The 23135-nt window shown below is 72.3% G+C and carries 25 protein-coding genes; 11 read left to right on the forward strand and 14 right to left on the reverse strand.

Translation table 11 applies throughout. From position 1 onward, the window contains the following. Positions 1–417 precede the first annotated feature (417 nt). Entirely contained in the window at positions 418–1059 is a 642-nt protein-coding gene (locus ACGFXC_RS20200) for a DNA-3-methyladenine glycosylase (RefSeq protein ID WP_393714613.1), read from the reverse strand. A 129-nt stretch (positions 1060–1188) separates the two neighbouring features. On the opposite strand from ACGFXC_RS20200, the gene ACGFXC_RS20205 reads away from it, so the two are divergent. The 3 genes from ACGFXC_RS20205 (at position 1189) to ACGFXC_RS20215 (ending at position 3196) form a co-directional block, all read left to right on the forward strand. Then, on the forward strand, positions 1189–1971 hold the full coding sequence (locus ACGFXC_RS20205; RefSeq protein ID WP_393714615.1) for a sporulation protein: 783 nt from the start codon (positions 1189–1191) through the stop codon (positions 1969–1971). Positions 1972–2009: 38 nt separating this feature from the next. Continuing rightward, positions 2010–2543 carry a YbhB/YbcL family Raf kinase inhibitor-like protein gene (locus tag ACGFXC_RS20210; RefSeq protein WP_393714617.1) on the forward strand — a complete coding sequence of 178 codons (534 nt, stop codon included), beginning with the start codon at positions 2010–2012 and terminating at the stop codon, positions 2541–2543. A 149-nt stretch (positions 2544–2692) separates the two neighbouring features. Further along, the gene (locus tag ACGFXC_RS20215) at positions 2693–3196 is read left to right on the forward strand and encodes an HNH endonuclease (RefSeq protein ID WP_393714619.1); all 504 of its coding nucleotides are present in this window, start codon (positions 2693–2695) and stop codon (positions 3194–3196) included. 39 nt (positions 3197–3235) lie between these two features. Here the strand turns inward: ACGFXC_RS20215 and ACGFXC_RS20220 are convergent, their stop codons facing one another. The 4 genes from ACGFXC_RS20220 to ACGFXC_RS20235 all read right to left on the reverse strand — a co-directional run bounded on the left by ACGFXC_RS20220 (position 3236) and on the right by ACGFXC_RS20235 (position 6461). Next, a complete protein-coding gene (locus ACGFXC_RS20220; RefSeq protein ID WP_393715338.1) occupies positions 3236–4006 on the reverse strand; it encodes a sulfite exporter TauE/SafE family protein in 771 nt (256 codons plus the stop codon). 101 nt (positions 4007–4107) lie between these two features. Then, positions 4108–5082, reverse strand: a complete 975-nt coding sequence (locus tag ACGFXC_RS20225; RefSeq protein ID WP_393714621.1) for an SPFH domain-containing protein — start codon at positions 5080–5082, stop codon at positions 4108–4110. A gap of 84 nt (positions 5083–5166) precedes the next feature. Next, the gene (locus ACGFXC_RS20230) at positions 5167–5595 is read right to left on the reverse strand and encodes an NfeD family protein (protein ID WP_393714623.1); all 429 of its coding nucleotides are present in this window, start codon (positions 5593–5595) and stop codon (positions 5167–5169) included. Between the two features lie 65 nt (positions 5596–5660). Continuing rightward, positions 5661–6461: an ABC transporter ATP-binding protein gene (locus tag ACGFXC_RS20235; RefSeq protein ID WP_393714625.1), complete on the reverse strand. Its 801-nt coding sequence runs from the start codon at positions 6459–6461 to the stop codon at positions 5661–5663. 133 nt (positions 6462–6594) lie between these two features. On the opposite strand from ACGFXC_RS20235, the gene ACGFXC_RS20240 reads away from it, so the two are divergent. Continuing rightward, entirely contained in the window at positions 6595–7368 is a 774-nt protein-coding gene (locus tag ACGFXC_RS20240) for a hypothetical protein (protein ID WP_393714627.1), read from the forward strand. Between the two features lie 127 nt (positions 7369–7495). On the opposite strand, the gene ACGFXC_RS20245 is transcribed toward ACGFXC_RS20240, so the two are convergent. The 3 genes from ACGFXC_RS20245 to ACGFXC_RS20255 form a co-directional block, all read right to left on the reverse strand. Next, positions 7496–7741: a chaplin gene (locus ACGFXC_RS20245; RefSeq protein ID WP_393715340.1), complete on the reverse strand. Its 246-nt coding sequence runs from the start codon at positions 7739–7741 to the stop codon at positions 7496–7498. Between the two features lie 149 nt (positions 7742–7890). Beyond that, on the reverse strand, positions 7891–8547 hold the full coding sequence (locus tag ACGFXC_RS20250; RefSeq protein ID WP_393714629.1) for a response regulator: 657 nt from the start codon (positions 8545–8547) through the stop codon (positions 7891–7893). Further along, positions 8540–9691 carry a GAF domain-containing sensor histidine kinase gene (locus tag ACGFXC_RS20255; RefSeq protein WP_393714631.1) on the reverse strand — a complete coding sequence of 384 codons (1152 nt, stop codon included), beginning with the start codon at positions 9689–9691 and terminating at the stop codon, positions 8540–8542. The genes ACGFXC_RS20250 and ACGFXC_RS20255 overlap by 8 nt, the downstream gene beginning before the upstream one ends. Before the next feature lie 497 nt (positions 9692–10188). On the opposite strand from ACGFXC_RS20255, the gene ACGFXC_RS20260 reads away from it, so the two are divergent. Beyond that, entirely contained in the window at positions 10189–10845 is a 657-nt protein-coding gene (locus ACGFXC_RS20260; protein WP_393714633.1) for a transglycosylase SLT domain-containing protein, read from the forward strand. A 120-nt stretch (positions 10846–10965) separates the two neighbouring features. Here the strand turns inward: ACGFXC_RS20260 and ACGFXC_RS20265 are convergent, their stop codons facing one another. After that, positions 10966–13509: an FHA domain-containing protein gene (locus tag ACGFXC_RS20265; protein ID WP_393714635.1), complete on the reverse strand. Its 2544-nt coding sequence runs from the start codon at positions 13507–13509 to the stop codon at positions 10966–10968. Between the two features lie 313 nt (positions 13510–13822). On the opposite strand from ACGFXC_RS20265, the gene serB reads away from it, so the two are divergent. The 5 genes from serB to ACGFXC_RS20290 all read left to right on the forward strand — a co-directional run bounded on the left by serB (position 13823) and on the right by ACGFXC_RS20290 (position 19138). Further along, positions 13823–15022, forward strand: coding sequence for a phosphoserine phosphatase SerB (serB, locus tag ACGFXC_RS20270; protein ID WP_393714637.1), 1200 nt, complete (start codon positions 13823–13825; stop codon positions 15020–15022). A gap of 277 nt (positions 15023–15299) precedes the next feature. After that, complete coding sequence (locus tag ACGFXC_RS20275) at positions 15300–16106, forward strand: SDR family NAD(P)-dependent oxidoreductase (protein ID WP_393714639.1); 807 nt, start codon at positions 15300–15302, stop codon at positions 16104–16106. Then, the gene (locus ACGFXC_RS20280) at positions 16106–17392 is read left to right on the forward strand and encodes an aminotransferase class I/II-fold pyridoxal phosphate-dependent enzyme (RefSeq protein WP_393714641.1); all 1287 of its coding nucleotides are present in this window, start codon (positions 16106–16108) and stop codon (positions 17390–17392) included. Before ACGFXC_RS20275 ends, ACGFXC_RS20280 begins: the two co-directional genes overlap by 1 nt. Then, entirely contained in the window at positions 17389–18336 is a 948-nt protein-coding gene (locus ACGFXC_RS20285) for a diiron oxygenase (RefSeq protein WP_393714643.1), read from the forward strand. The genes ACGFXC_RS20280 and ACGFXC_RS20285 overlap by 4 nt, the downstream gene beginning before the upstream one ends. Beyond that, positions 18329–19138 (forward strand): tryptophan 2,3-dioxygenase family protein, encoded by an 810-nt coding sequence (locus ACGFXC_RS20290; protein ID WP_393714645.1) that lies wholly within the window; start codon positions 18329–18331, stop codon positions 19136–19138. Before ACGFXC_RS20285 ends, ACGFXC_RS20290 begins: the two co-directional genes overlap by 8 nt. 103 nt (positions 19139–19241) lie before the next feature. Here ACGFXC_RS20290 and ACGFXC_RS20295 read toward each other — a convergent pair whose 3' ends face one another. From ACGFXC_RS20295 to ACGFXC_RS20310, 4 genes are all read right to left on the reverse strand, one after another. After that, on the reverse strand, positions 19242–19763 hold the full coding sequence (locus tag ACGFXC_RS20295) for a SixA phosphatase family protein (protein WP_393714647.1): 522 nt from the start codon (positions 19761–19763) through the stop codon (positions 19242–19244). A gap of 89 nt (positions 19764–19852) precedes the next feature. Beyond that, entirely contained in the window at positions 19853–20068 is a 216-nt protein-coding gene (locus tag ACGFXC_RS20300; RefSeq protein ID WP_393714649.1) for a hypothetical protein, read from the reverse strand. A 183-nt stretch (positions 20069–20251) separates the two neighbouring features. Then, the gene (locus ACGFXC_RS20305; protein WP_351816207.1) at positions 20252–20371 is read right to left on the reverse strand and encodes an SGM_5486 family transporter-associated protein; all 120 of its coding nucleotides are present in this window, start codon (positions 20369–20371) and stop codon (positions 20252–20254) included. A gap of 5 nt (positions 20372–20376) precedes the next feature. Continuing rightward, positions 20377–21666, reverse strand: a complete 1290-nt coding sequence (locus ACGFXC_RS20310; protein WP_393714651.1) for a CynX/NimT family MFS transporter — start codon at positions 21664–21666, stop codon at positions 20377–20379. Between the two features lie 72 nt (positions 21667–21738). Between ACGFXC_RS20310 and ACGFXC_RS20315 the strand changes: the two genes are divergently transcribed. After that, the gene (locus ACGFXC_RS20315) at positions 21739–22416 is read left to right on the forward strand and encodes a FadR/GntR family transcriptional regulator (RefSeq protein ID WP_393714653.1); all 678 of its coding nucleotides are present in this window, start codon (positions 21739–21741) and stop codon (positions 22414–22416) included. A gap of 6 nt (positions 22417–22422) precedes the next feature. Here the strand turns inward: ACGFXC_RS20315 and ACGFXC_RS20320 are convergent, their stop codons facing one another. After that, the gene (locus ACGFXC_RS20320) at positions 22423–22854 is read right to left on the reverse strand and encodes a hypothetical protein (protein WP_393714655.1); all 432 of its coding nucleotides are present in this window, start codon (positions 22852–22854) and stop codon (positions 22423–22425) included. Positions 22855–23135: the final 281 nt, after the last annotated feature.

Genomic DNA, 23135 nt, shown 5'->3' on the forward strand with positions numbered 1-23135 from the left:
TTCTCAAGGAACGGACGCTTCCTTTGTACTCACCCTCGCGGGTTTTCCTCCGGGCTTTCGTTCTGTTCTGTTCTTGCGTTTCCGACTCTATCAGAGTCTGTCCCGCTCGCTTTCCAGGTCCTGCGCTTTCGCGCTTTCCCTTTCCAGCGGTTCCAACCTTACCAGATCATTTCCGCGCCGTTTCCGGACTGGATTTGAATTCGGTGGCCGTTGGGGGCCTGGCCTCTCGGCGCTCCGCTACGTTAGCGCTTTCCCCTTCCGGCTCATAATCGGGCCGATCGGCAGGGAATTCGGGCATGCCGAATAGGACCCCGCCAGGGGGAAGTCGTAGGTAGTGGGTTGGCCGCTCCGGGGGTCTGCGAAGGCAGTGGCCCGTTCAAGCGGCTCGGACTACGTTAGGCGTCCGTCACGGGTGCGTCAAGTTGTGCGTCGGCGTGGTGCGTGGGGGCGGTAGGGGCTCACCGTGGGGTCGCCGGTGATCCAGTAGCGGTACGGGTGGGCGGCTCCGGCACCGCCCACTCCGGTGCGGGGACCGTTGCTCACCAGGTCGGCCGGGGTGGGGGTACCCGTCAACAGGGACAGCGGGGACGCGGGGCCGGCGCAGAGGTCCGTGCCGTCGAGGGAACGGTCCACGTCCAGGGCCGTGGCCAGGCGGGCCGGGCCCTTGGCCAGTTCATGCTGGTTTCTGGCCGAGAGTCGGCGTTTGGCGGCCAGCTCGGCACCCGCTGTCACCTCCCCCGCGCGCAGCAGGACGCCGCTCGCGTGGTCCGGTGGGCCGCACACCAGGTTGAGGCTGAACCACATGCCGTAGATGAAGTAGACGTACGCGTGTCCGGGCGGACCGAACATCGACGCGTTGCGGGCGGTGCGGCCGCGGTAGGCGTGGGAGCCGGGGTCGGCCTCGCCCTCGTACGCCTCCACTTCCGTGATGCGCAGTTCCAGCGGGCCCTCGGGGGTGCGGCGGACCAGGGTGCGGCCGAGCAGGTCGGGGGCCACGGTGAGGACCGGGCGGTCGAAGAAGGACCGGGACAGGGGCGTACGGTCGGGGCGCGCGCTCATCCGGTCGAGCGTAGCGGAGCGGGCGCCCCTGCAACCGGGCCCTAAGGTTCCGCGTTGGTAAGGGGTAGTCGCGGCGCGGACGTCGCCGCGGCCGCCAGATCCTTAGATCCGTATCAGGGGAGATAGAGCATGGGGTTCAGGAAGCTGTTCGCGAGCCTGGGTGCCGGTGGGGCCTCGGTGGACACGATCATCACCGAGCCGAACGTCGTGCCGGGCGGGATCGTCCAGGGCGAGGTCCGCATCCAGGGCGGGTCCGTGGAGCAGCAGATCGAGGGGCTGTCCGTGGGCCTCCAGGCGCGGGTGGAGGTGGAGGGCGGCGAGAACGAGTACAAGCAGGACATCGTCTTCACCAAGCAGCGTCTCGGCGGTGCCTTCCAGGTGCAGGCCGGCGCGCTGCACGTGGTGCCCTTCGGGCTGGAGATCCCGGCGGAGACGCCGATCACCCACTTCGGTGGTCAGCACCTGCACGGCATGAACATCGGGGTGAGCACCGAGCTGGAGATCGCGCGCGCGGTGGACGCGGGCGACCTGGACCCGATCAACGTGCATCCGGTGCCGGCGCAGCAGGCGATCCTGGACGCGTTCCGGCAGCTGGGCTTCTCCTTCCGCAGTGCGGACATGGAGCGCGGGCACATCCGCGGGACGCGCCAGACGCTGCCGTTCTACCAGGAGATCGAGTTCCTGCCGCCGTCCCAGTACCGGGGGCTCAACCAGGTGGAGCTGACCTTCGTCTCCGACGGCCGGGAGATGGACGTCGTCCTGGAGATGGACAAGAAGCCGGGTCTGTTCAGCGAGGGCAGTGACACCTACCGCTGCTTCCAGGTGGGTCTGCAGTCGTACGAGGGAACGGACTGGGCCGCGTACCTGAACCAGTGGATCGCCTCGGTCGGTTCGCAGCGCAACTGGTTCTAGGCTCGGACGGTACGGGTTCGCGATCAGGAGGTACAGCAGTGGTCGAGCAGAGCAGGGCGCCCCTTCCGCACGCCTTCCACCCGGAGGTGGCGGCCTTCACCGTGCGCAGTGCGGATCTCGCCCCCGGTGCGGAGCTGGGTGCGGCCCAGGTCCAGTCGGGCGGGAACCTCTCACCGCAGCTGCGGTGGGAGGGCTTCCCCGCGGGGACGAAGAGCTTCGCGGTGACGTGCTTCGATCCGGACGCGCCGACGGGCAGCGGGTTCTGGCACTGGGTGCTCTTCGATCTGCCGGTCTCGGTGACCGAGCTGCCGGCCGGTGCGGGCAGCGGGAAGTTCGAGGGGCTGCCGGCCGGGGCGGTGCACGTGCGCAACGACTACGGCACGCAGGACTTCGGCGGGGCGGCTCCGCCGGCCGGGGAGCGGCACCGGTACGTGTTCACGGTGTACGCGGTGGACGAGGAGAAGCTGGGGCCCGGTGCGGACGCGTCTCCCGCGGTCGTCGGCTTCAATCTGCGCTTCCACGCGCTCGGGCGCGCGCAGCTGATCGGTGAGTACGAGGCGCCGGCGGGCTGATCGTTCTCCGAGCGTTTGCCCGGTCCTGGTCTAAAGACGGCCAGGACCGGGCATTTTTATTGCGTTGTCCCGCGTGGCGCGCGCGGCCAGAGTGGTCGCGGGCCCTGCTGCCGGTGTGGTCGCGGGCCTGCACACGGGAGGTGGGCGAGATGCGGGACACGCTGGTGCTGAACGCGAGCTTCGAGCCGCTGTCGACGGTGACGCTGAACCGGGCCGTGGTCCTGGTGCTCCAGGACAAGGCCGTCGTCGAGCAGTCGCATCCCGAGCTGCGTGTCCGTGCGGCCACCATGGAGTTGCCGATGCCGCGGGTGATCAGGCTGTGCAGGTACGTACGGGTGCCCTTCCGAAGACATGCTCCCTGGTCCCGGAGGGGGGTGTTGGTCCGCGACCAACACCGGTGCGCGTACTGCGGGAAGCGCGCGACGACCGTGGACCACGTGCTTCCGCGGGCGCAGGGCGGTGGGGACACCTGGCTGAACACGGTGGCCTCCTGCGCCGAGGACAACCACCGCAAGGCGGCCCGGACTCCGGAGGAGGCGGGGATGCCGTTGTTGCGCAAGCCCTTCGTGCCGTCTCCGGCGGACGCGATGCTCCTGGCCCTGGGAGTGGTCGGGCAGGAGGGTCTGCCCGAGTGGCTGGGGCGTACCGCCTGAGGGGTGCCTCCGCCGGACGGCGTACGGGGGGTACGTCGTTCAGCGGAGCAGTAGCTGGACGATGGCGAGGATTCCGACCGTCACGATGACGGCGCGCAGGGCGGTCGGCGGGAGCCGCCGGCCGACCTTCGCGCCGATCTGGCCCCCGATGGTGGAGCCGACGGCGATCAGGACGACGGCCGTCCAGTCGAAGGTGGCGACGAAGAGGAAGAAGACGGCCGCGATGCCGTTGACGAGGGCTGCGACCACGTTCTTGACGGCGTTGATCCGTTGCAGGTCCTCGTGGAGGAACAGGCCCATGAGCGCGAGGTAGAGCACGCCTTGCGCGGCCCCGAAGTAGCCCCCGTAGGCGCTGGACAGCAGCATGCCGGTGAGCAGGGCCGGTCCGCCCTCCCCGGGGCCGCCGTCGTTTCCGGCGGCCTCCTGGCGGCGGCGCAGGGCGGCGGCGAGGCGGGGCTGGAGGACGACGAGGACGAGTGCCAGGCCGATGAGGACGGGCACGATGGTGTCGAAGGAGTCCGACGGCAGGGTGAGGAGCAGGATCGCGCCCGCGAGGCCGCCGACGAGGGAGACCGCGCCGAGCCGCAGGACGCGGCGGCCCTGGCCGCGGAGCTCCTTGCGGTAGCCGAAGGCGCCGCTGAGGGAACCGGGCACCAGGCCGAGGGTGTTGGACACGTTCGCGGTGACCGGGGGCAGTCCGGTGGCGAGCAGGACCGGGAAGGTGATCAGGGTGCCGGAGCCGACGATGGTGTTGATCGTGCCGGCGCCGATTCCGGCGACGAGGACCGCGAGTGCTTCCCAGAGGGACATGGACATGGACATGGACGGAGCCATCCCCTTTGCGTGGGTGAGTCGCCTCCCCGCCATGAAGGTCGAGGGGCCTCACCGATCATGCATCAGGGAGGGCCGCGTCAGTCGATGGGGGGCTGTTCGCGGCGGTCGGCGCCCTTGTCGGCGTCGGCGCCGCCCTTGCCGCCGCCCTGCGGGTTGAAGCCCGGGGAACCGCCGCCCATGGGACCGAAGTTGCCCATGGCGCCCGAGAGGCCCTTGAGCGCGTCTCCGATCTCGCTGGGCACGATCCAGAGCTTGTTGGCATCGCCCTCGGCGATCTTCGGGAGCATCTGGAGGTACTGGTAGGCGAGGAGCTTCTGGTCGGCGTCGCCGGCGTGGATGGACTCGAAGACGGTACGGATGGCCTGGGCCTCGCCCTCGGCGCGCAGGGCCGCGGCCTTGGCGTCACCTTCGGCGCGCAGGATCGAGGACTGCTTCTCGCCCTCGGCGCGCAGGATCTCGGACTGGCGGACACCTTCGGCCTGGAGGATGGCGGCGCGCTTGTCGCGGTCGGCGCGCATCTGCTTCTCCATCGAGTCCTGGATGGAGGTCGGCGGCTCGATGGCCTTGAGCTCGACGCGGTTGACGCGGATGCCCCACTTCCCGGTGGCCTCGTCGAGGACCCCGCGCAGGGCGGCGTTGATCTCCTCGCGGGAGGTGAGGGTCCGTTCCAGGTCCATGCCGCCGATGATGTTGCGCAGCGTGGTCACGGTGAGCTGCTCGATGGCCTGGATGTAGCTGGCCACCTCGTAGGTGGCGGCGCGGGCGTCGGTCACCTGGTAGTAGATGACGGTGTCGATGTTGACGACCAGGTTGTCCTGGGTGATCACCGGCTGCGGCGGGAACGGCACGACCTGTTCGCGCAGGTCGATGCGGTTGCGGATCGAGTCGATGAACGGGACGACGATGTTGAGGCCCGCGTTGAGGGTGCGGGTGTAGCGGCCGAACCGCTCGACGATGGCGGCGCTGGCCTGCGGGATCACCTGGATCGTCTTGACCAGGGCGATGAAGACCAGAACCACCAGGATGATCAGGACGATGATGATCGGTTGCATGCGGTTCCCCGTGCCCTTCCGGCTGTCTGTGCTGCCCCGTTCAGCGGAGTCTCGCAGACCCCGGGGCCGCGAGTCCGCTGCTTGTCACATGACGACCGCGGTCGCTCCGTCGATGTCGACGACGTCGACGGACTGGCCGGGTTCGAAACTGCCGTCGGCGTCGAGGGTGCGGGCCGACCAGACCTCGCCGGCCAGCTTGATCCGGCCGCCGCTGCCGTCGACGCGTTCGAGGACGACGGCGGATCTGCCCTTCAGCGCCTCGATGCCGCTGCGGTGTTGGGGCCGCTGGTCCCGGTGGCGGTTGGCGATCGGCCGGACGACGGCGATCAGCGCGACCGACACCACGACGAAGACCAGGACCTGGGCGACCGCTCCCCCGCCGAGGGCCGCCGTGACGGCGGCCGCGACCGCGCCGGCGGCGAACATGCCGAACTCCGGCATCGCGGTCAGGACGAGGGGGATGCCCAGTCCGACCGCGCCGATGAGCCACCACACCCACGCGTCGATGTCCACATGGTCATGGTAGGTCGGGTGGGCACGGTCGGGACAGGGCGCGGTCGCCGCTCCCCGGAGGGGGGCTAGCGCAGGGGCAGGCCCTGGGCGGTCCAGCGGTCGTGGTCGTTGCGCTCGACGACCAGCGGGAGGCCGAAGCAGAGGGAGAGGTTGCGGCTGGTGAGTTCCAGGTCGATGGGTCCGGCGGTGACGACCTTGCCCTGGCGGATCATCAGGACGTGCGTGAAGCCGGGGGCGATCTCCTCGACGTGGTGCGTGACCATGATCATCGACGGGGCCATGGGGTCGCGGGCGAGGCGGCCGAGGCGGCGTACGAGGTCCTCGCGGCCGCCGAGGTCCAGGCCGGCGGCGGGCTCGTCGAGGAGGAGCAGCTCGGGGTCGGTCATCAGGGCGCGGGCGATCAGGGTGCGCTTGCGCTCGCCCTCGGAGAGGGTCCCGAACTTGCGGTCGAGGTAGTCGCTCATGCCGAGGCGGTCGAGGAAGGCGCGGGCGCGCTGCTCGTCGATGTCCTCGTACTGCTCCTGCCAGGTCGCGGTCATGCCGTAGGCGGCGGTGAGCACGGTCTGCAGGACGGTCTGCCGCTTCGGGAGCTTGTCGGCCAGCGCGATGCCGGCGACGCCGATGCGCGGGCGCAGCTCGAAGACGTCGGTGCCGGGCTTGCCGAGGGTGCTGCCGAGGATGGTGGCGGCGCCCTTGGTGGGGAAGAGGTAGCTGGAGGCGAGGTTCAGCAGCGTGGTCTTGCCGGCGCCGTTGGGGCCGAGGATCACCCAGCGCTCCCCCTCCTTCACCGACCAGGAGACCTGGTCCACCAGAGCCCGGCCCTCGCGGACCACGGATACGTCCACCAGCTCCAGAACATCGCTCATGAGCGTGTTGTCACCCCTTGCAGTCACGGTTCTCTGTGCGCCGGCAGGCGCAGCCCCAGGGGAAAACCTACGCCACTCGCGGCGGGCTCCGGGCGCCAGGCCGGGTCCGGGGCCGGATCCGTAAAGTGGGGGGATGCTTTTCGAACCACGTTCAGGGCGGCTGGCCGCCTGGGGGAACGCGCTGCTGGCCGGTCTCGTCTCGCCCGACGAGGCCGCGCTGTCGATCGTGGGCGAGGATTCCGTGCACCGGGTGGCCGGGCTGCCCGGGGAGGCGGGGCCGGTGGGGCTCACGCTGGCCCTGGGGCGGCTGCGGGCACTGGGGGTGGCGGGCCTGCGGGTGGCGCTGCCCGCGCCGGGGCATCCGCTGGGGCTGAGCGGGCCGCCGGAGTTCAACGCGCGGGCGCTGGAGGCCGAGGAGGCCGTGGTGTGCGCGGGCGCGGCGCTGGGACTGGTGCCGGAGGTGACGGAGGCGGGCCCGGCGGGTGACGTCCACGTCTCGGTGGTGTGGCACTGCCTGCCGGTGCGGGAGGCCCCGCCGGCGGACGTGCCCTCGCTCGGGGAGGCGGAGCGGGAGCTCGCGGAGGCCCTGCGGGAGGCGACGGAGGTGCTGACCCGGCTGGACGTGGCGGGGTCGGGTCCGCTCGCGCAGGCGGCGCTGTCGGCGTACCGGGCGCGGGCGGAGGCGGGGCGCGAGGTGCTGGCGCCGGGGTATCCGCCGCGGGCGGTGCGGGTGCTGGCGCTGGCGCAGCGGGTGGACCTGATGGTGTCCCTGGCGTACGAGAACGGGCACGGGGCCGCGGTGGCCGCCTCGGAGATGGCGGCGCGGGCGGAGGCGCTGCGGCCGGTGGAGCGGGTGGCGCGGCGGGCGCTGGTCGCGGCGTACAACGCGGCGGTGGAGCAGCACTAGCCTCCGGCGGCTCGGCGGGCACGGTCCGGCGGTACGGGGGTGCGCGAGTACGGGGGGGGTTCGGGGGCCGGGCGCGGCGGAGCCCCGCTTCCTGGGGAGAGGGGGAAGCGGGGCTCGCGGGGGTGGGTCAGGCGTTGACGCCGGTGTTGCCGAAGGCGCCGTTGAGCAGGCCGATCACGTTGACGGTGTTGCCGACCACGTTGACGGGGACGTGTACGGGGACCTGGAGCAGGTTCCCGGAGGCCACGCCGGGCGAGTTCTGGGCCTCGCCCTCCGCGGACGCACCGCCGTGCGCCGAGGAGACACCGGCGCCGGCGGCGAGGAGGCCGCCCGCGATCATGGTGGCGGCTGCGGCCTTCTTGAAGTTCTTCACGTTCTCGTCCTCCAGTACGTCTGCCGCGACCAGCCGTCGCGGCACGTGAGGAGAACGGCTCCCCCGGCCGCCGGGATACGCCATGTGGGCTACGTACACCCGACCGTATGAATCTCCGTTCAACGGATTGTCTCTCCGGTGGCTCCCCTTCAGTCCGCGAGTCCGTGCCTGACCGCCCACAACGCGGCCTGGGTGCGGTCGGAGAGGTCGAGCTTCATCAGGATGTTCGAGACGTGCGTCTTGACGGTCTTCTCCGAGAGGACGAGCGCGCGGGCGATCTCCCGGTTGGAGCGGCCGTCCGCGATCAGGCCGAGGACCTCGCGCTCGCGGTCGGTCAGTGCGCCGGGGCGGCGCGCCGAGGGCTGGTCGTCCTGTGCGGCGAGCAGCGCCTCGGCGACCTCCGGCTGGAGCAGGACGTGCCCGGCGTGTACGGAGCGGATGGCGCCGGCGAGGGCGTCCGGGTCGATGTCCTTGTGGACGTAGCCGGCTGCGCCGGCCCGCAGGGCGGGGACCACGGTGCGCAGCTCGGTGAAGCTGGTGACGACGAGGACCCGGGCCGGGTCGGCCAGCTCCCGCAGCCGGCGCAGGGCCTCGATGCCGTCGGTGCCGGGCATCTTGACGTCCATGAGGATCACGTCGGGCCGCAGCTCCCCGGCCCGGGCGACGCCCTCCTCGCCGTCGGCGGCCTCGCCGACCACCTCGATGTCCTCCTGTACTTCCAGGAAGGTGCGCAGTCCGCGCCGGACCACCTGGTGGTCGTCGACCAGCAGGACGCGGATGCGGCGCGGGCCGGGGGTGTCAGCCACCGGGAACCTCCATCTCGATCGTGGTGCCCTCGCCGGGCCCGGAGCGGACCTCCAGGCGGCCCCCGGCCCCGCTCGCGCGGTCCCGCATGGAGACCAGTCCGAGGTGGCGGCCCGCCGTGCGGACGGTGGAGGGGGAGAAGCCGCGGCCGCCGTCGCGCACGCGCAGGACGGCTCCGCCGCCGGGGGTCCGGGCGAGGGTGACCTCGACCCGGTCGGCGCCGGAGTGGCGCAGGGCGTTGTGGAGGGCCTCCTGGGCGACCCGCAGGACCGCTTCCTCCTGGGCCGCGGGCAGGGCCCGTACGCCGTCGCAGGTGAAGGTGACGGCGGCGGTGTGGGCGCGGTCCAGGACGCGGACGTGGTTGCGCAGGGTGGCGACGAGGCCGTCCTCGTCCAGCGCGGCGGGCCGCAGCTCGGTCACGGCGGCGCGCAGCTCGTCGGCGGCCTCCGCGGCCAGTACGGCGACCTGCTGGAGCTCGTCCTTGGCGCGGCCGGGGTCGCGGTCGACGAGGGTGGCGGCGGCCTGGGCGGTCAGGCGCAGGGAGAACAGCTTCTGGCTGACGGCGTCGTGCAGCTCGTGGGCGAGCCGGGAGCGCTCCTCGGCGATGGTCAGCTCGCGGCTGCGCTCGTAGAGGCGGGCGTTGGTGAGGGCTATGGCGGCGTGCTGGGCGAGGAGGGAGAGGAGTTCCTCGTCCTCGTCGGTGAAGCCGCGGCCGCCGTCGGGGCGGGCGGGGCCGCGCTTGTTCGCGAGGAAGAGGGCGCCGAGGGTCTCCTCGCCGTCGCGGATGGGCAGGCCGAGGAAGTCGGACATGTCGGGGTGGGCGGCGGGCCAGCCGCCGAAGCGGGGGTCCCGGCGGACGTCGGCCAGCCGTTCGGGGGCGTCCTCGTGGAGCATCGCGGCGAGGATGCCGTGCTGGCGGGGCAGCGGGCCGATGCGGCGCCACTGCTCCTCGCTGATGCCGTCGACGACGAACTGGGCGAAGCCGCCGTGGTCGTCGGGGACGCCGAGGGCCGCGTACTCGGCGTCGAGCAGTTCGCGGGCGGAGGCGACGATGGTGCGCAGGACGTCGTGGACCTCCATGCGCCGGCTCATGGCGAGCAGCGCGCTGCTGACGGCCGCCAGTCCCGTACGGGGTCCGTTGTGCATGGGGTCACCGTACCGGCGGCCCTGACCTGCGGGATCGGGCTGCGGGCGTAGGTCCGGGGCCGGATGCGGTACGCCCTGGGTCGGGGGCGGGCGGGGCGGTTCTCTGCCCTGGGGAGGAGGCCCGCGGGCCCTCGTCTCCTCCTTGGGGCGGAGATCGGTCACACAGAGCGTTGCTGTCGCAACGGTGGGTGAGACCGTTACGGGGCCGATGTGAGCCCGGGCATAGGACGCACATCACTTACGAAGCTGCCTAGTGGACACATAAAGGGCCTGTCAGTGCGGGCGCACCTAGCGCCCGGGGCCGCGGCGGGGCGCCGGGCGGGGGACCTGATCCACTAAGCGGGATCGTACGTCACACCTTTGCCATGGGTTTTTGCCACCGCTAAGAATGTCGACGTCGCACAGCGCCCCGCGGATCCCGGATCCACGCGGCGCTTTCCTGCGGCCACCGCCCCCAGATCCCACGGGGGTGCCCCCGTCGAAGAGGTTGCCCCGCCATGTCTGCTTCCAGCACTCCCGGTCACAGTCGTCTGACGAAGGCACACAAGCTGTCCATCGCCGGTGTCGCCACGCTCGGTGCCGCCGCCGTCGCCTTCTCCCTCGTGCCCGCCGGCTCCGCCGACGGCGCCGCCGCCCAGGCGCGGCCGGAGGCGGTCGTGAACGTGGCCCCCGTGGCGTGGACCCAGTCGGTGAAGCAGAACCTCAACGCGCAGACGGCCGTCGCCGACCAGAAGGCCAAGGACGCCGCGAAGGCGCTGGCCGAGGCGCAGGCGAAGAAGGACCGCGAGCAGAAGGCGGCGGCCAGCCGTTCCGCCGTCCGCACGCCGGTCTTCACGAACAACCTGGACGGCTGGATCAAGGAAGCCCTCTTCATCATGAAGAAGGAGGGCATCCCGGGCACGTACGCCGGCATCCACAAGAACATCATGCGCGAGTCGAGCGGCAACCCCCGCGCGATCAACAACTGGGACATCAACGCCCAGAACGGCATTCCGTCGAAGGGCCTGCTCCAGGTCATCCAGCCGACGTTCGCCACCTACCACGTCAAGGGCACGAAGTTCGACCTGTACGACCCGGTCGCGAACATCGTCGCCGCGTGCAACTACGCCGCCGACCGCTACGGCTCCATGGACAACGTCAACAGCGCGTACTGAGCCCCGGCCCGCCCATCCGGCGGCGCCGTGCGAACAGACCCCCCATGCGCCTCAGGGCGGCCCCCGGTGATCCGGGTGCCGCCCTGAGGCGTTCCGCGTGCGCGGGGTGCGGGGTGCGGGCTACTTGCGCATGACCTCGGGCTCGTGGCGGCGCAGCAGGCGGGCCACGGCGAAGCCGCAGATGACGCCGAGCAGGAGCAGGACCGAGACGTCCAGGAACCACTGGCCGACGGTGGGGTCCCACAGCGGGTCGGTGTTCGTGGGGTTCTCGGGGTCCCACGGCGCCATGAGCTTGCCGAGGTTCAGGGTGGTGCCGGCGGCGGCGATCGACCAGCGGGACGGCATCAGGTAGGCGAACTGCTCCAGCCCGATCTTGTCGTACAGCTGGAACAGGACGCCGGTGAAGACGACCTGGACGATCGCGAACATGACGAGCAGCGGCATGGTCTTCTCGGCGGTCTTCACCAGCGAGGAGATCACGAGGCCGAACATCATGGCGGTCAGGCCGAGCGCGCTGACCGCGACGCACAGCTCGACGGCGGGGGGCATCAGCAGGCCCTCGGCCGGCAGCTTGCGCGGGGTGAAGGCGATGGCGCAGATGATCACGCCCTGGATGATCGTGATCACGCCGAGGACGATCACCTTCGACATGAGGTACGCGGACCGGGACAGGCCGGTCGCGCGCTCACGTTCGTAGATGACGCGTTCCTTGATCAGTTCGCGGACCGAGTTGGCGGCGCCGGAGAAGCACATGCCGACCGCGAGGATCAGCATGATCGTGCCGGCGTCGCCGTTGAAGCGGCTCGGCGGGGTCGGCGGGGCCAGGCCGAACTTCGCGGGGATCACGGTGGAGACGACGCCGAGGACCGCGGGCAGCAGCACCATCAGGGCCAGGAAGCCCTTGTCGGAGACGATCACCGAGACGTAGCGGCGGATCAGCGTCCACAGCTGCGAGCCCCAGCCCTGCGGCTTCGGCGGGTTCATCTGCTGCGGCGAGGGCATCGCGACCGGCTGCGGGGCGACCGCGTCGAGGTCGGCGGCGTAGAGCTGGTAGTGCTGCGAGCCCTTCCAGCGGCCGGCCCAGTCGTAGTCGCGGTAGTTCTCGAAGGCGGAGAACACGTCGGCCCAGGTGGTGTAGCCGAAGAAGTTCAGCGCCTCGTCCGGCGGGCCGAAGTAGGCGACGGAACCGCCCGGGGCCATGACCAGCAGCTTGTCGCACAGGGCCAGCTCGGCGACGGAGTGCGTGACGACGAGGACGGTGCGGCCGTCGTCGGCGAGGCCGCGCAGCAGCTGCATGACGTCGCGGTCCATGCCCGGGTCGAGGCCGGAGGTCGGCTCGTCGAGGAAGATCAGCGAGGGCTTGGTGAGCAGCTCCAGGGCCACGGACACGCGCTTGCGCTGGCCGCCGGAGAGGGCGGTGATCTTCTTGTCCTTGTGGATGTCGAGCTTGAGCTCGCGCAGCACCTCGTCGACGCGGGCGGCGCGCTCGGCCTCGGCGGTGTCGCCGGGGAAGCGCAGCTTGGCGGCGTACTTCAGGGCGGTGCGGACCCGCAGCTCCTTGTGCAGGATGTCGTCCTGCGGGACGAGGCCGATGCGCTGGCGGAGCTCCGCGAACTGCTTGTACAGGTTGCGGTTGTCGTAGAGGACGTCGCCCTGGTCGGCGGGCCGGTAGCCGGTGAGCGCCTTGAGCAGGGTGGACTTGCCGGAGCCGGAGGGGCCGATGACGCCGATCAGCGACTTCTCGGGGACGCCGAAGGTGACGTCCTTGAGGATCTGCTTGCCGCCGTCGACGGTGACGGTGAGGTGGCGGGCCGAGAAGGAGACGTCACCGGTGTCGACGAACTCCTCGAGGCGGTCGCCGACGATCCGGAAGGTGGAGTGGCCGACGCCGACGATGTCGTTCGGGCCGAGCAGCGCGGTGCCGGACTTGGCGAGCGGCTGGCCGTTGACGTAGGTGCCGTTGTGGCTGCCGAGGTCGTGGATCTCGAAGCGGCCGCCGGTGGAGCGGAACTCCGCGTGGTGGCGGGAGACCTGGAGGTCCGAGACGACGAGCTCGTTCTCCAGGGCACGGCCGATGCGCATGACGCGGCCGACGGCGATCTGGTGGAACGTCGTCGGGCTGCGGTCACCGCCGTGGGCGGGGGCGGCGGGCTGCACCTGCCCGGCCTGCTGCTGCGGCGGCACGTACGGCTGCTGCTGAGGCTGCTGGTGTTGCGGCTGCTGCTGGTGTTGCTGCTGCGGCTGCTGTTCCCAGGCGGGCTGCTGCGGCTGCTGCTGGACCGGGGCCTGGTAGGCCGGGGCCGGCTGCTGCGCGTGGGCCTGCGCCGGCGCCTGCTGGGCGACCGGGGCCCGGTAGGCCGGCTGCTGGGCGGCGGCACCGCTCGGATTCAGCCGCGGACCGTCGGTCGCGTTGCCCAGGTGGACCGGCGTGCCGGGCACGAGGTCGGTCTGCTGGACCCGCGCACCGTGCACGTACGTGCCGTTGGTGCTGCCGTGGTCCTCGATGACCCAACCCCGCCCGTTCCAGCTGATCGTGGCGTGCCGCCACGACACCCGGGCGTCATCGATCACCATGTCACCCTGGGGGTCGCGCCCCAGCGAGTACGACCTGGACGGATCGAGCGTCCAGGTCCTTCCATTCAATTCCAGTACGAGTTCCGGCACTCCAGCCCCACTTAAGTCCCCCGAGAATCCCCCCGTTGCCGGGGAGTCTAGGGATGGCGAACATCCGGGGGAACTATTTCAGGCCTGCGGCCACATGTGGAATCCGGGCCTTGGGCGGGCCCGCGCCCCTGCCCTTCGCCGGGGGCGAAAGCCACCCGGAGAGTGCGATAGGGGACTTCTCGACGGACTGCCCCGCTGCGTACCGGCTGGTAGTAAAGGGGAAGCGGCTGGGTCGAGAGATACGGGTGGGGTGCGTCTGAAGGGTGGGACGGGGGTCCGGTGCGAGGGGGCGGGAAGATACGGTGAGGGAACCATGAGCGCTTCGCAGACCTCCGACGTCCCCACCCTCCTCGTCAAGATCTTCGGCAAGGACCGTCCCGGGATCACCGCCGGGCTGTTCGACACCCTCGCCGCCTACTCCGTCGATGTCGTCGACATCGAGCAGGTCGTCACCCGCGGCCGCATCGTCCTGTGCGCCCTCGTCACCAAGCCCGCCTCCGGCATCGAGGGCGAGCTGCGGGCCACCGTCCACAGCTGGGCCGACTCGCTCAAGCTGCAGGCGGAGATCCTCTCCGGTACCGGTGACAACCGGCCCCGCGGCAGTGGCCGTTCCCACGTCACCGTGCTCGGGCACCCGCTCACCGCAGAGTCCACGGCCACCATCGCCGCCCGGATCACCGGGGCCGGCGGCAACATCGACCGCATCTTCCGGCTCGCGAAGTACCCGGTGACGGCGGTCGAGTTCGCCGTCTCGGGCGTCGCGACGGAGCCGCTGCGCACCGCCCTCGCCACCACCGCCGCCCAGATCGGCGTCGACGTGGCCGTGGTGTCGGCCGGGCTGCACCGCCGGGCGCAGCGCCTCGTCGTGATGGACGTGGACTCGACCCTGATCCAGGACGAGGTCATCGAGCTGTTCGCGGCCCACGCCGGCTGCGAGGCCGAGGTCGCCGAGGTGACCGAGCGGGCCATGCGCGGCGAGCTGGACTTCGAGCAGTCCCTGCACGCCCGGGTGGCGCTGCTGGCGGGGCTGGACGCGTCGGTGGTGGACAAGGTCCGCGCCGAGGTGCGGCTGACCCCGGGCGCCCGGACCCTGATCCGGACGCTGAAGACGCTCGGCTACCAGGTGGGGGTCGTCTCGGGCGGCTTCACGCAGGTGACGGACGACCTGCGCGAGCGGCTCGGGCTGGACTTCGCCTCGGCGAACACGCTGGAGATCGTCGACGGGAAGCTGACCGGCAGGGTCACCGGCGAGATCGTGGACCGGGCCGGCAAGGCCCGGCTGCTGCGCCGCTTCGCCGCCGAGGCGGGCGTGCCGCTGGCGCAGACGGTGGCGATCGGTGACGGCGCCAACGACCTGGACATGCTGAACGCGGCCGGGCTGGGCGTGGCCTTCAACGCCAAGCCGGTGGTCCGGGAGGCCGCGCACACCGCGGTGAACGTGCCGTTCCTGGACGCGGTGCTGTACCTGCTCGGCATCACCCGGGAGGAAGTGGAAGCGGCCGACCTGGCCTGAGGGCCGGACCGCCGCACCCCGCACTTCCGCTCCCCCACCAGTACACCTTCCGTTTCCCTCTGACGCCCGGCCGGACCTCCGGCCGGGCGTCCGTCGTTTTCCGGCCGCCGCCGGAACGGCCCGTTGACCTGGCGGCCCCCGTCGGCGCAAGGCAGAGTCCAGACGACTCCGATCCGAACTGGCCTGACTCCCCTTCCACTTGAGGGACATATCCGACCCGGCCGACGCGCTCGCGGCGGCCGCGTGCGGTCGGGATCGCCCGTTCAAAGGGAACACGATGACTCGAAGTGTGCTCATCACCGGGGGCTCCGGCGGCATCGGCCGGGCCTGTGTGCAGAGGTTCGCGGCGGAGGAGGACTGGACGGTCTGGTTCACGTACCGCAACGGGCGGGAGCGGGCCGAGGAGCTGGTGCGGGAGATGGCGCTCACCGGCCGCGCCAAGGTGGAGGCGTTCCCCTTCAGCCAGGGCGACTGGGCGGACCACGAGCTGCTGCTCGACCGGCTGCCGGGGCCGGTCGACGTCCTGGTGAACAACGCCGCCGTCGGCTCCAAGACCATCGACGGGTACACCGACGGCCCGCCGCAGGACAAGGCCCCGGCCTTCATGCAGATCAACGCGGTCGGTCCGCTCTGGCTGATCGAGCAACTGCTGCCCGGCATGCTGGAACGCGGTTTCGGGAAGATCATCAACATCTCCAGCGTGGGCGGCGGGATCTTCCAGTTCCCCGGCTTCCACCCCGCCGACGGGATGAGCAAGGCCGCCCTCACCTATCTGACCCGGCACTACGCCGCCGAGCTGGTCCACACCCCGGTGCAGGTCTTCGCCCTGTGCCCCGGGGCCGTGGAGACCACGATGTTCCGGGCCAGCACCCTGGACAAGCTCTCGGAGCAGGAGCGCGCGGCCCTCACCTCACGGCTGCCCGGCGGCCGGATGATCGAGTCCCGGGAGATCGCCGAGCAGGTCCGGTGGCTGGCGGGCGAGCACGCCGCGGCCCTGCACGGCGCCGTGATCGACGCCTCGATGGGACTCGGCGTCCACCCGGGCCTGCTCACCGGCGTCGACGTGGACGGGGGCGGGCGCTGATGGTCTCCCGCCAGGCGGCCCGGCTCCTCGCCGACGCCCCCGCCATCGCCGAGGCCCACTTCCGGGCCGAGGCCGAGCCCTACGACGCGCTCCTGCGCCCCGACGGCTACCTCAACCTGGGCACCGCGGAGAACCGCCTCCTGTGGGACCTGCTCGAAGAGCGGCTGGCCGCCCTGGCCGCCCTGGACCCGATGACCGAGGCGGCCGCCCGCTACGCCCCGCTCCACGGCACGGACGTACTGCGCGAGCGGGTCGCGGGCCTGCTCTCGGCGACCTGCCGCACCCCGCTCGACGCGGAGGACCTCGTGGTCATCAGCGGGGCGACCGGCGCGCTGGACGCCATCGCCTCCGTCCTGTGCGATCCCGGCGAGGCGATCGTGGTGCCCGCCCCCTACTACGGGGCCTTCGACACCGATCTCGGCGGCCGCTCCGGCGCCCGGATCCTGCCCGCCCCGCTGGACCCGGCGGACGGGTTCCGGCTGAGCGCCGAGGCGGTCGAGCGGGCCCTGAAGCAGGCCGCCGCCGAGGGCACCACGGTCCGCGCGGTGGCGTTCTCCTCCCCCTCGAACCCGGTCGGAGAGGTGCACGGGCCCGAGGTGCTCGCCGCCGTGCTGCGCGTGGCGCGGGACCACGACGTGGACGTGGTCTCCGACGAGATCTACGCCCACGCCGTCTTCGGCCCGCACGGCTTCACCAGCGCGGCCGACCCGGCGGTCAACCCGCACTGGGCCGAGCGCACCCACGTGGTGTGGGGCTTCGCGAAGGACTTCGGGCTGCCCGGTCTGAAGACCGGCGTCCTGCACACCCGCGATCCGCAGGTGCGGGCCGCGGCACGGGCCGTCGCGTACTTCGCGCCCGTCTCCAGCGCCACCCAGCACACCCTCGCCGGGCTGCTGGCCGATCCCGCGTGGGTGGCCTCCTTCCTCGCGGCGGGCCGCCGCAGGCTCGGGGACTCCTACGGGCACCTGGTGGCGCGGCTGGACGCGTACGGGATCCCGTACGCACCGGCCGACGCGGGCTTCTCCGTCTGGCTCGACCTGCGGCGGTGGCTGCCCGGCACCGGCTTCGACGCCGAGCGGCGGCTGTGGCGGGGCCTGTTCGAGACGGCGAAGGTCAGCATCCTGCCGGGCGGGGCGTTCCGCTCGCCCGAGCCGGGCTGGTTCCGGCTGTGCCACACCGTCGCGGCCCCCCTGGTCGCGGAGGCGATCCGCCGGATCGCCGCCCACTTGGAGGGGGAGCCCGGCGCGCTCCCCCTCGACGACCCCTCGAACGGAAGGCACCCATGAGCACGGCTCCCGGTCCGCTCGACCGCTGGTACGAGAACGCAGGCGTGCGGGGCGGCGTACGGAGGATGTTCGACGCCGAGACGGAGCGCGGCCGGGTGTTCTTCCCGGACGCCCTGGTTCCGCACCTGGCCCACCCCGAGGTGAAGGCGCTGGCTCCGGAGCGGGTCCGCGAGGTCTCCGTACGGCACCTGTACCAGTTCCTGCACTCGACGACCCACCTGGAGACCCGGGTGGTGAACGGGGCCGCCGAGCCCGTCGCCAACGGCAACTCCGGGCTGCACTTCCCCACCGCGCTGCGGATGGACGCCTTCAAGGTGTACTGCGACGAGGGCTACCACGCCCTCTACAGCCTGGACCTGGCCGACCAGGTCGCGGCCGCGACCGGGATCGCGGTGCCCGAGGTGGACTACGGCGGTTTCGTCACGGCCCTCCAGGAGAGCGGGCGCCGGCTGCTGCCCGAGGACCCGGTGCTGGCCGGCCAGCTCCAGGCGGTGGTCTTCGAGACGCTGATCACGGCGGTGCTGAACGAGGTGCCGCAGGATCCGACGGTGGTGAGCACGGTGCGCGAGCTGATGCGCGACCACGCCAAGGACGAGGGGCGCCACCACCGCTTCTTCTCCGCGTTCTTCCTGGAGCTGTGGGCCCGGCTCGATCCGCGCCGCCGGGGCCTGGCGGCCCGGGCGCTGCCCGCGATGATCCGGGCGGCCCTGGACTGGGACCTGGAGCCGGTGCGGGTGTCGCTGCGGCTGGCCGGCCTGGACGAGGACCGTACCGAGGCGGTCCTCGTGGACAGCTACGGCGGCGGGGCCGGGCTGGACCGCATCCAGACGATCTCCCGTTCCACCCTGCGGCTGTGCGCCCAGGTCGGCGCGTTCGACCTGCCCGGCGCCACGGACGCCTTTGCCGCCCACGGACTGCGCGCCCCGGAGGAGAGCGATGTCTGAGCCCGAGCCCGTCACGTACGAGAACTACCTGCGGCTTCCCGAGCTGCTCTCGCTCCAGGTGCCGCTGGCCGACGGGGTGGCCGACGAGCTGCTGTTCATCGCCGTCCACCAGGTGCAGGAGCTGTGGTTCGGGCAGTTGCTGCGCGACCTGTCCGACGCGCGCGAGCGGATGCTGGAGGGCGACGCGCGCGCGGCGCGGGCCCGGCTGGCGCGCGGGGTGTCGGTGACGCGGGCACTGATCGCGGGGATCCATCCGCTGCGCGCCATGCCGCCGCGGGAGTTCCACGCCTTCCGCGGGGTGCTGGGCAGCAGCAGCGGCGCGCAGTCGGCGCAGTACCTGGAGATCGCGGCGCTGTGCGGGGCGGACTGGGTGCGCGGGGAGTACGGGGCCCGGGTGATCGCGGGGCTGGGTGCGCGGGAGCGGGAGCGGCTGCGCGGGCGGCTGGCGGAGCCGACGCTGTGGGAGGCGTACGTGGGGCTGCTGGCCAAGGCCGGGTTCGCGGTGGGCAGCCCCGAGGAGCGCCGGGAGGCGTTCGGGCGGATCGCGGCGGAGCCCCGGGACGGCGACCCGGCGGAGTTCGCGGAGCTGTGGGAGCTGTCGGAGGCGCTGGTGGACCTCGACGAGATCTGGACCGAGTGGCGGGCCTGCCACGCGCTGCTGGTGGAACGGCAGATCGGCGGGCGGCCGGGGACCGGGGGCAGCAGCGGGGTGGCCCACCTGCGGGCGGCGGTGTACCGGCGGTTCTACCCGGAGCTGTGGGAGGCCCGGGACGCGGGGCTCCCGGCCCTGGCCGGGCGGTGACGCGGCGGGCCCGGCCGGGCGGTGACGCGGCGGGCCGGCCGGGGCGGGGCGTGCGGGAGCCCGGGGCGCTATGGCCCCGGGCTCCGTACGGCCGTGCGGCGGGTCAGTGTTCCTTGGGCGTCCAGAAGTCCAGCAGCGTGCCGACGCCGGGCTCGACGGACTTCCACGTTCCGGTGAAGGAGACGACGGCCAGCGCGGCCGTCGGGAAGCCCGTGCGCGACATCCGTGCCAGGGTGTCGCCCTCCGCGTGGGCGCAGAGCACGTCGGCGAGGGCGTGCATGCCGGGGTTGTGGCCGATGAGGAGGAGGTCGGCGACCTCGTCGGACGTCTCGTTCAGCAGGGCGATGAGCTCGCCCGGGGAGGCGTCGTAGATCCGCTCCTCGTACGAGGTCCTCGGCCGGTGCGGGAGTTCCTGGACGGCGAGCTTCCACGTCTCCCGGGTGCGGGCGGCGGTGGAGCAGAGGGCCAGGTCGAAGGCGATGCCGGTCTCGGCGAGCTTCAGCCCGGCGGCCGGCGCGTCCTTGCGGCCGCGTTCCGCCAGCGGGCGGTCGTGGTCGGACACCTCGGGCCAGTCGGCCTTGGCGTGCCGGAGGAGGGCGATCCTGCGGGGTGTGTCGGCGCTCATGACTCCCAGCTTCGCATGAAACGCGCCACGGGGCGCAGGGTGTTGAGGGGCTCGGGCCGGGCCGGGAGGCGTGCCCCGGCGCGCACGGGTCAGCCGACGGCGCGCAGCAGTTCCCGGCTCATCTGGAGGAGTCCGGCGCTCTCGCCCGCGGCCGCGTGGGCCTCGCCCGAGCCGGCGAGGAGCAGCAGCAGGAGTCCGAAGGCGAGCGCGGGCAGGGCGAGGGTCCACCAGTGCAGCCGGGCGTTGGCTCCGGCGTGGGCCACGGGGCGGCGGCGGACGGACGGGGTGTGCGTGGGGGCCGACATGGCCGCCTCCGGGGGTGTGCGCTGGGACGGGCTCGCTCTGCTTCGAATCTAGGGATCCGAGGCGGCGTTTCCCATCGGGGGCACACCCCAGTCGACCCTGAACCTGGCCCCCTAGGGGACGGGGGGCTACCCCCACCACCGGCGGGCGGGGCCCGGTCGGGGCGGCGGCTCAGGGGCGGCGGCTCAGGGGGAGGCGAGGGTGGCGATGACGGCGATGACGACGGTCACGAGCAGCATCGCGCCGAGCACGAGGCCCAGCTTCTTGTGACCGTTCTGGGGGTTCGGTTCGAGTACGGGCGACATGCCGGTCAGTCTCGCATGCCGCATTCGTCCTCGATCGTGCGGTCCCGGCCCGCGAGGACGCCGAGGGCGATCTGGGGGACGAGCAGCGCGCTCATCACGGCGAGCGGCAGGTCCCATCCGCCGCTGTGCTGGTAGAGGGTGCCGATGAGGAGCGGCCCGGGAATGGAGATCAGGTAGCCGGTGCTCTGGGCGAAGGCGGAGAGCTTGACGACCCCGGCCGGGGACTTGGCGCGCAGCCCGATCATGGTGATGACGAGCGGGAACGCGCAGTTGGAGATGCCGAGCAGCAGGGCCCAGGCCCAGGCTCCGGCGGCGGGTGCGAGGTAGAGCCCGAGGTAGCCGGCGAAGCCGAACAGGCCGAGGGTGACGGCGATGGGGCCCTGGTGGCGCATGCGGCCGGCGAGGCGGGGGATGACGAAGGCCAGCGGGACGCCCATGACCATGGTGACGGCGAGCAGCACACCGGCGGTGGAGGCGGAGACTCCGGCGTCGCGGAAGATCTGCGGGAGCCAGCCCATGGTGACGTAGGCGCCGGTGGCCTGGAGGCCGAAGTAGCAGGCGAGCGCCCAGGCGGTGCGGCTGCGGACGACGGAGGGGCCCGCGTCCTCGCGGGCGGCGGTGGCGGGCTCGGCCGCCTTCGCGCGGCGGCTCGCGGCGGCGATGGGCAGCCAGGGCAGTACGGCGGCCAGCGCGAGGACGGCCCAGATCAGCAGGCCGGTGCGCCAGCTGCCGCCGAGGGCGGAGGTCAGCGGGACGGTCGCGGCGGCGGCGAGGGAGGTGCCGGCGGCCAGGGCCATGGAGTAGAGCCCGGTCATGGTGCCGACGCGGTCGGGGAACCAGCGCTTGACGATGACCGGCAGCAGCACGTTGGTCAGGGCTATGCCGGCCAGGGACAGCGCGCTGGCCGCGAGGAAGCCGGCGGCGCTGTCGGCGAAGGGGCGGATCAGCAGGCCCGCGGCGACGGCGGCCATGCCGGCGCAGACGACGGCGGCGGGGCCGAAGCGGCGTGAGAGGCGGGGCGCGGTGATACCGAAGACGGCGAAGCAGAGGGCGGGGACGGAGGTGATGAGCCCGGCGACGGTGCCGCTCATGTGGAGGCCGGTGCGGGTCTCCTCGAAGAGGGCGCCGAGGCTGGTGATGGCGGGACGCAGGTTCAGTGCGGCCAGCACGATTCCGACGATGAGCACCGGGCCGAGCCACTTGGGGGGGACGTGCGCGGGAGCGGGGAGCGGCCGGCGGGCAGGGGTGTGCACGGCCGCGGGGCGGTCCATGGTCTGGATTTCTTCGTCGGACATTGAACCATCATAGAATCATGGGATGATTGGTTGTCCAGTCGTTCCGCCGCCCCAGAAGAGGATCCCGCTCACATGCCGCTGACTTCGCCCCGGCGATCCGCGCTCGTCGATCAGGTGATCGCCCAGCTCCGGAACCAGATCACCTCCGGGGAATGGCCGGTGGGGAGCCGGATCCCCACCGAGCCCGAGCTGGTCGAGCTGATGGGGGTGGCCCGCAACACGGTGCGGGAGGCCGTCCGAGCGCTGGCGCACAACGGACTGCTGGACATCCGCCAGGGTTCGGGCACCTACGTGATCGCCACCAGCGAGCTCGCCGGGGTGATGCACCGCCGCTTCTCGGGGGCCGACCCGCGCCACATCGCGGAGCTGCGTTCGACGCTGGAGTCGGCGGCGGCCCGGCTGGCCGCGGAGCGGCGCACCGAGCGGGACCTCGTCCAGCTGGACGCGCTGCTGGCGCGGCGCGAGGAGGCGTGGGCGAGCGGGGACACGGAGCTGTTCGTCGGGGCCGACGTCGGGCTGCACATGGCGGTGGTGACGGCCTCGCACAACGACGTGCTGATCGAGCTGTACGCGGACCTGGGCGACCTGGTGGCGGACTGGCTGCGGGCGGACGTCGGCGCCGTGCTGGATCCGGCCGACCACCTCGACCACGCCCGCCTGATCGAGGCGATCCGGGCCGGGGACGGGGACGCGGCGGCCTCGGAGGCGGCCGGCTACCCGTACGTCTGCCTCGGCAAGGGCCGCCGCTGACCGGCCTCAGGGCCGCTGGTGGCTCACCCAGGCGGTACGGACCTCTTTCCAGCAGCGCCCGGTGAGCCGGACCCGGCCGGCCGGGTCCAGGGGCACGGCGGCGCTGTCGGCGTCCAGGTCCCACCAGCGGTCGCACTCCACGTGCAGGCGCAGCAGGTCGGTCTCGGGGTAGCCGTTGTGGCAGCGCGCGATCACCTGCGAGCCCTCGATCTCGGTGTCGCAGTCGGCGCCGAACAGCTCACGGGGGGCCGCGGGGGCGGTCCGTACGGGTGGCTCGGCGGGAAGGTCGGCGAGGTCCACGACGGCCAGGGCGGCGGATTCGGGGCCCGCCCCGGCCTCCCGGGCGCCGGGGCGCGCGGTGGCTCCGGGGATCAGGAGTGCGGCCAGGGCCACGGAGGTGACCAGCAGCGATACCGCTCGGCTCGGCCTCGCGCGCACGCCGGTACCTCCTCCCCGAAGCAGCCGGGAAGATCCCGACGTGGTCAGTTTGCAGGCATCTGTCCTGGTTTTCGACTCGGGAAGATCCGCTCAGACGGCGAAAATCTGATCGAACGACACCCCGCTCCCCCTGTCCCGGAGCGCGAAAACGGCGGTGGGCGCGCCCCCCCCGGGGGGGGGGGGGGCCCCCCCGGCCCGGGCGGGGGGAGGCGCAGGGGCCCCGGGCGTGGCGGGCCCCGGCGCCGGGCCCGCTCACGCCCCAGGGGGTGGGGGACCAGTGC

The organism is Streptomyces sp. NPDC048507, assembly GCF_043199995.1.
Lineage (GTDB): Bacteria > Actinomycetota > Actinomycetes > Streptomycetales > Streptomycetaceae > Streptomyces.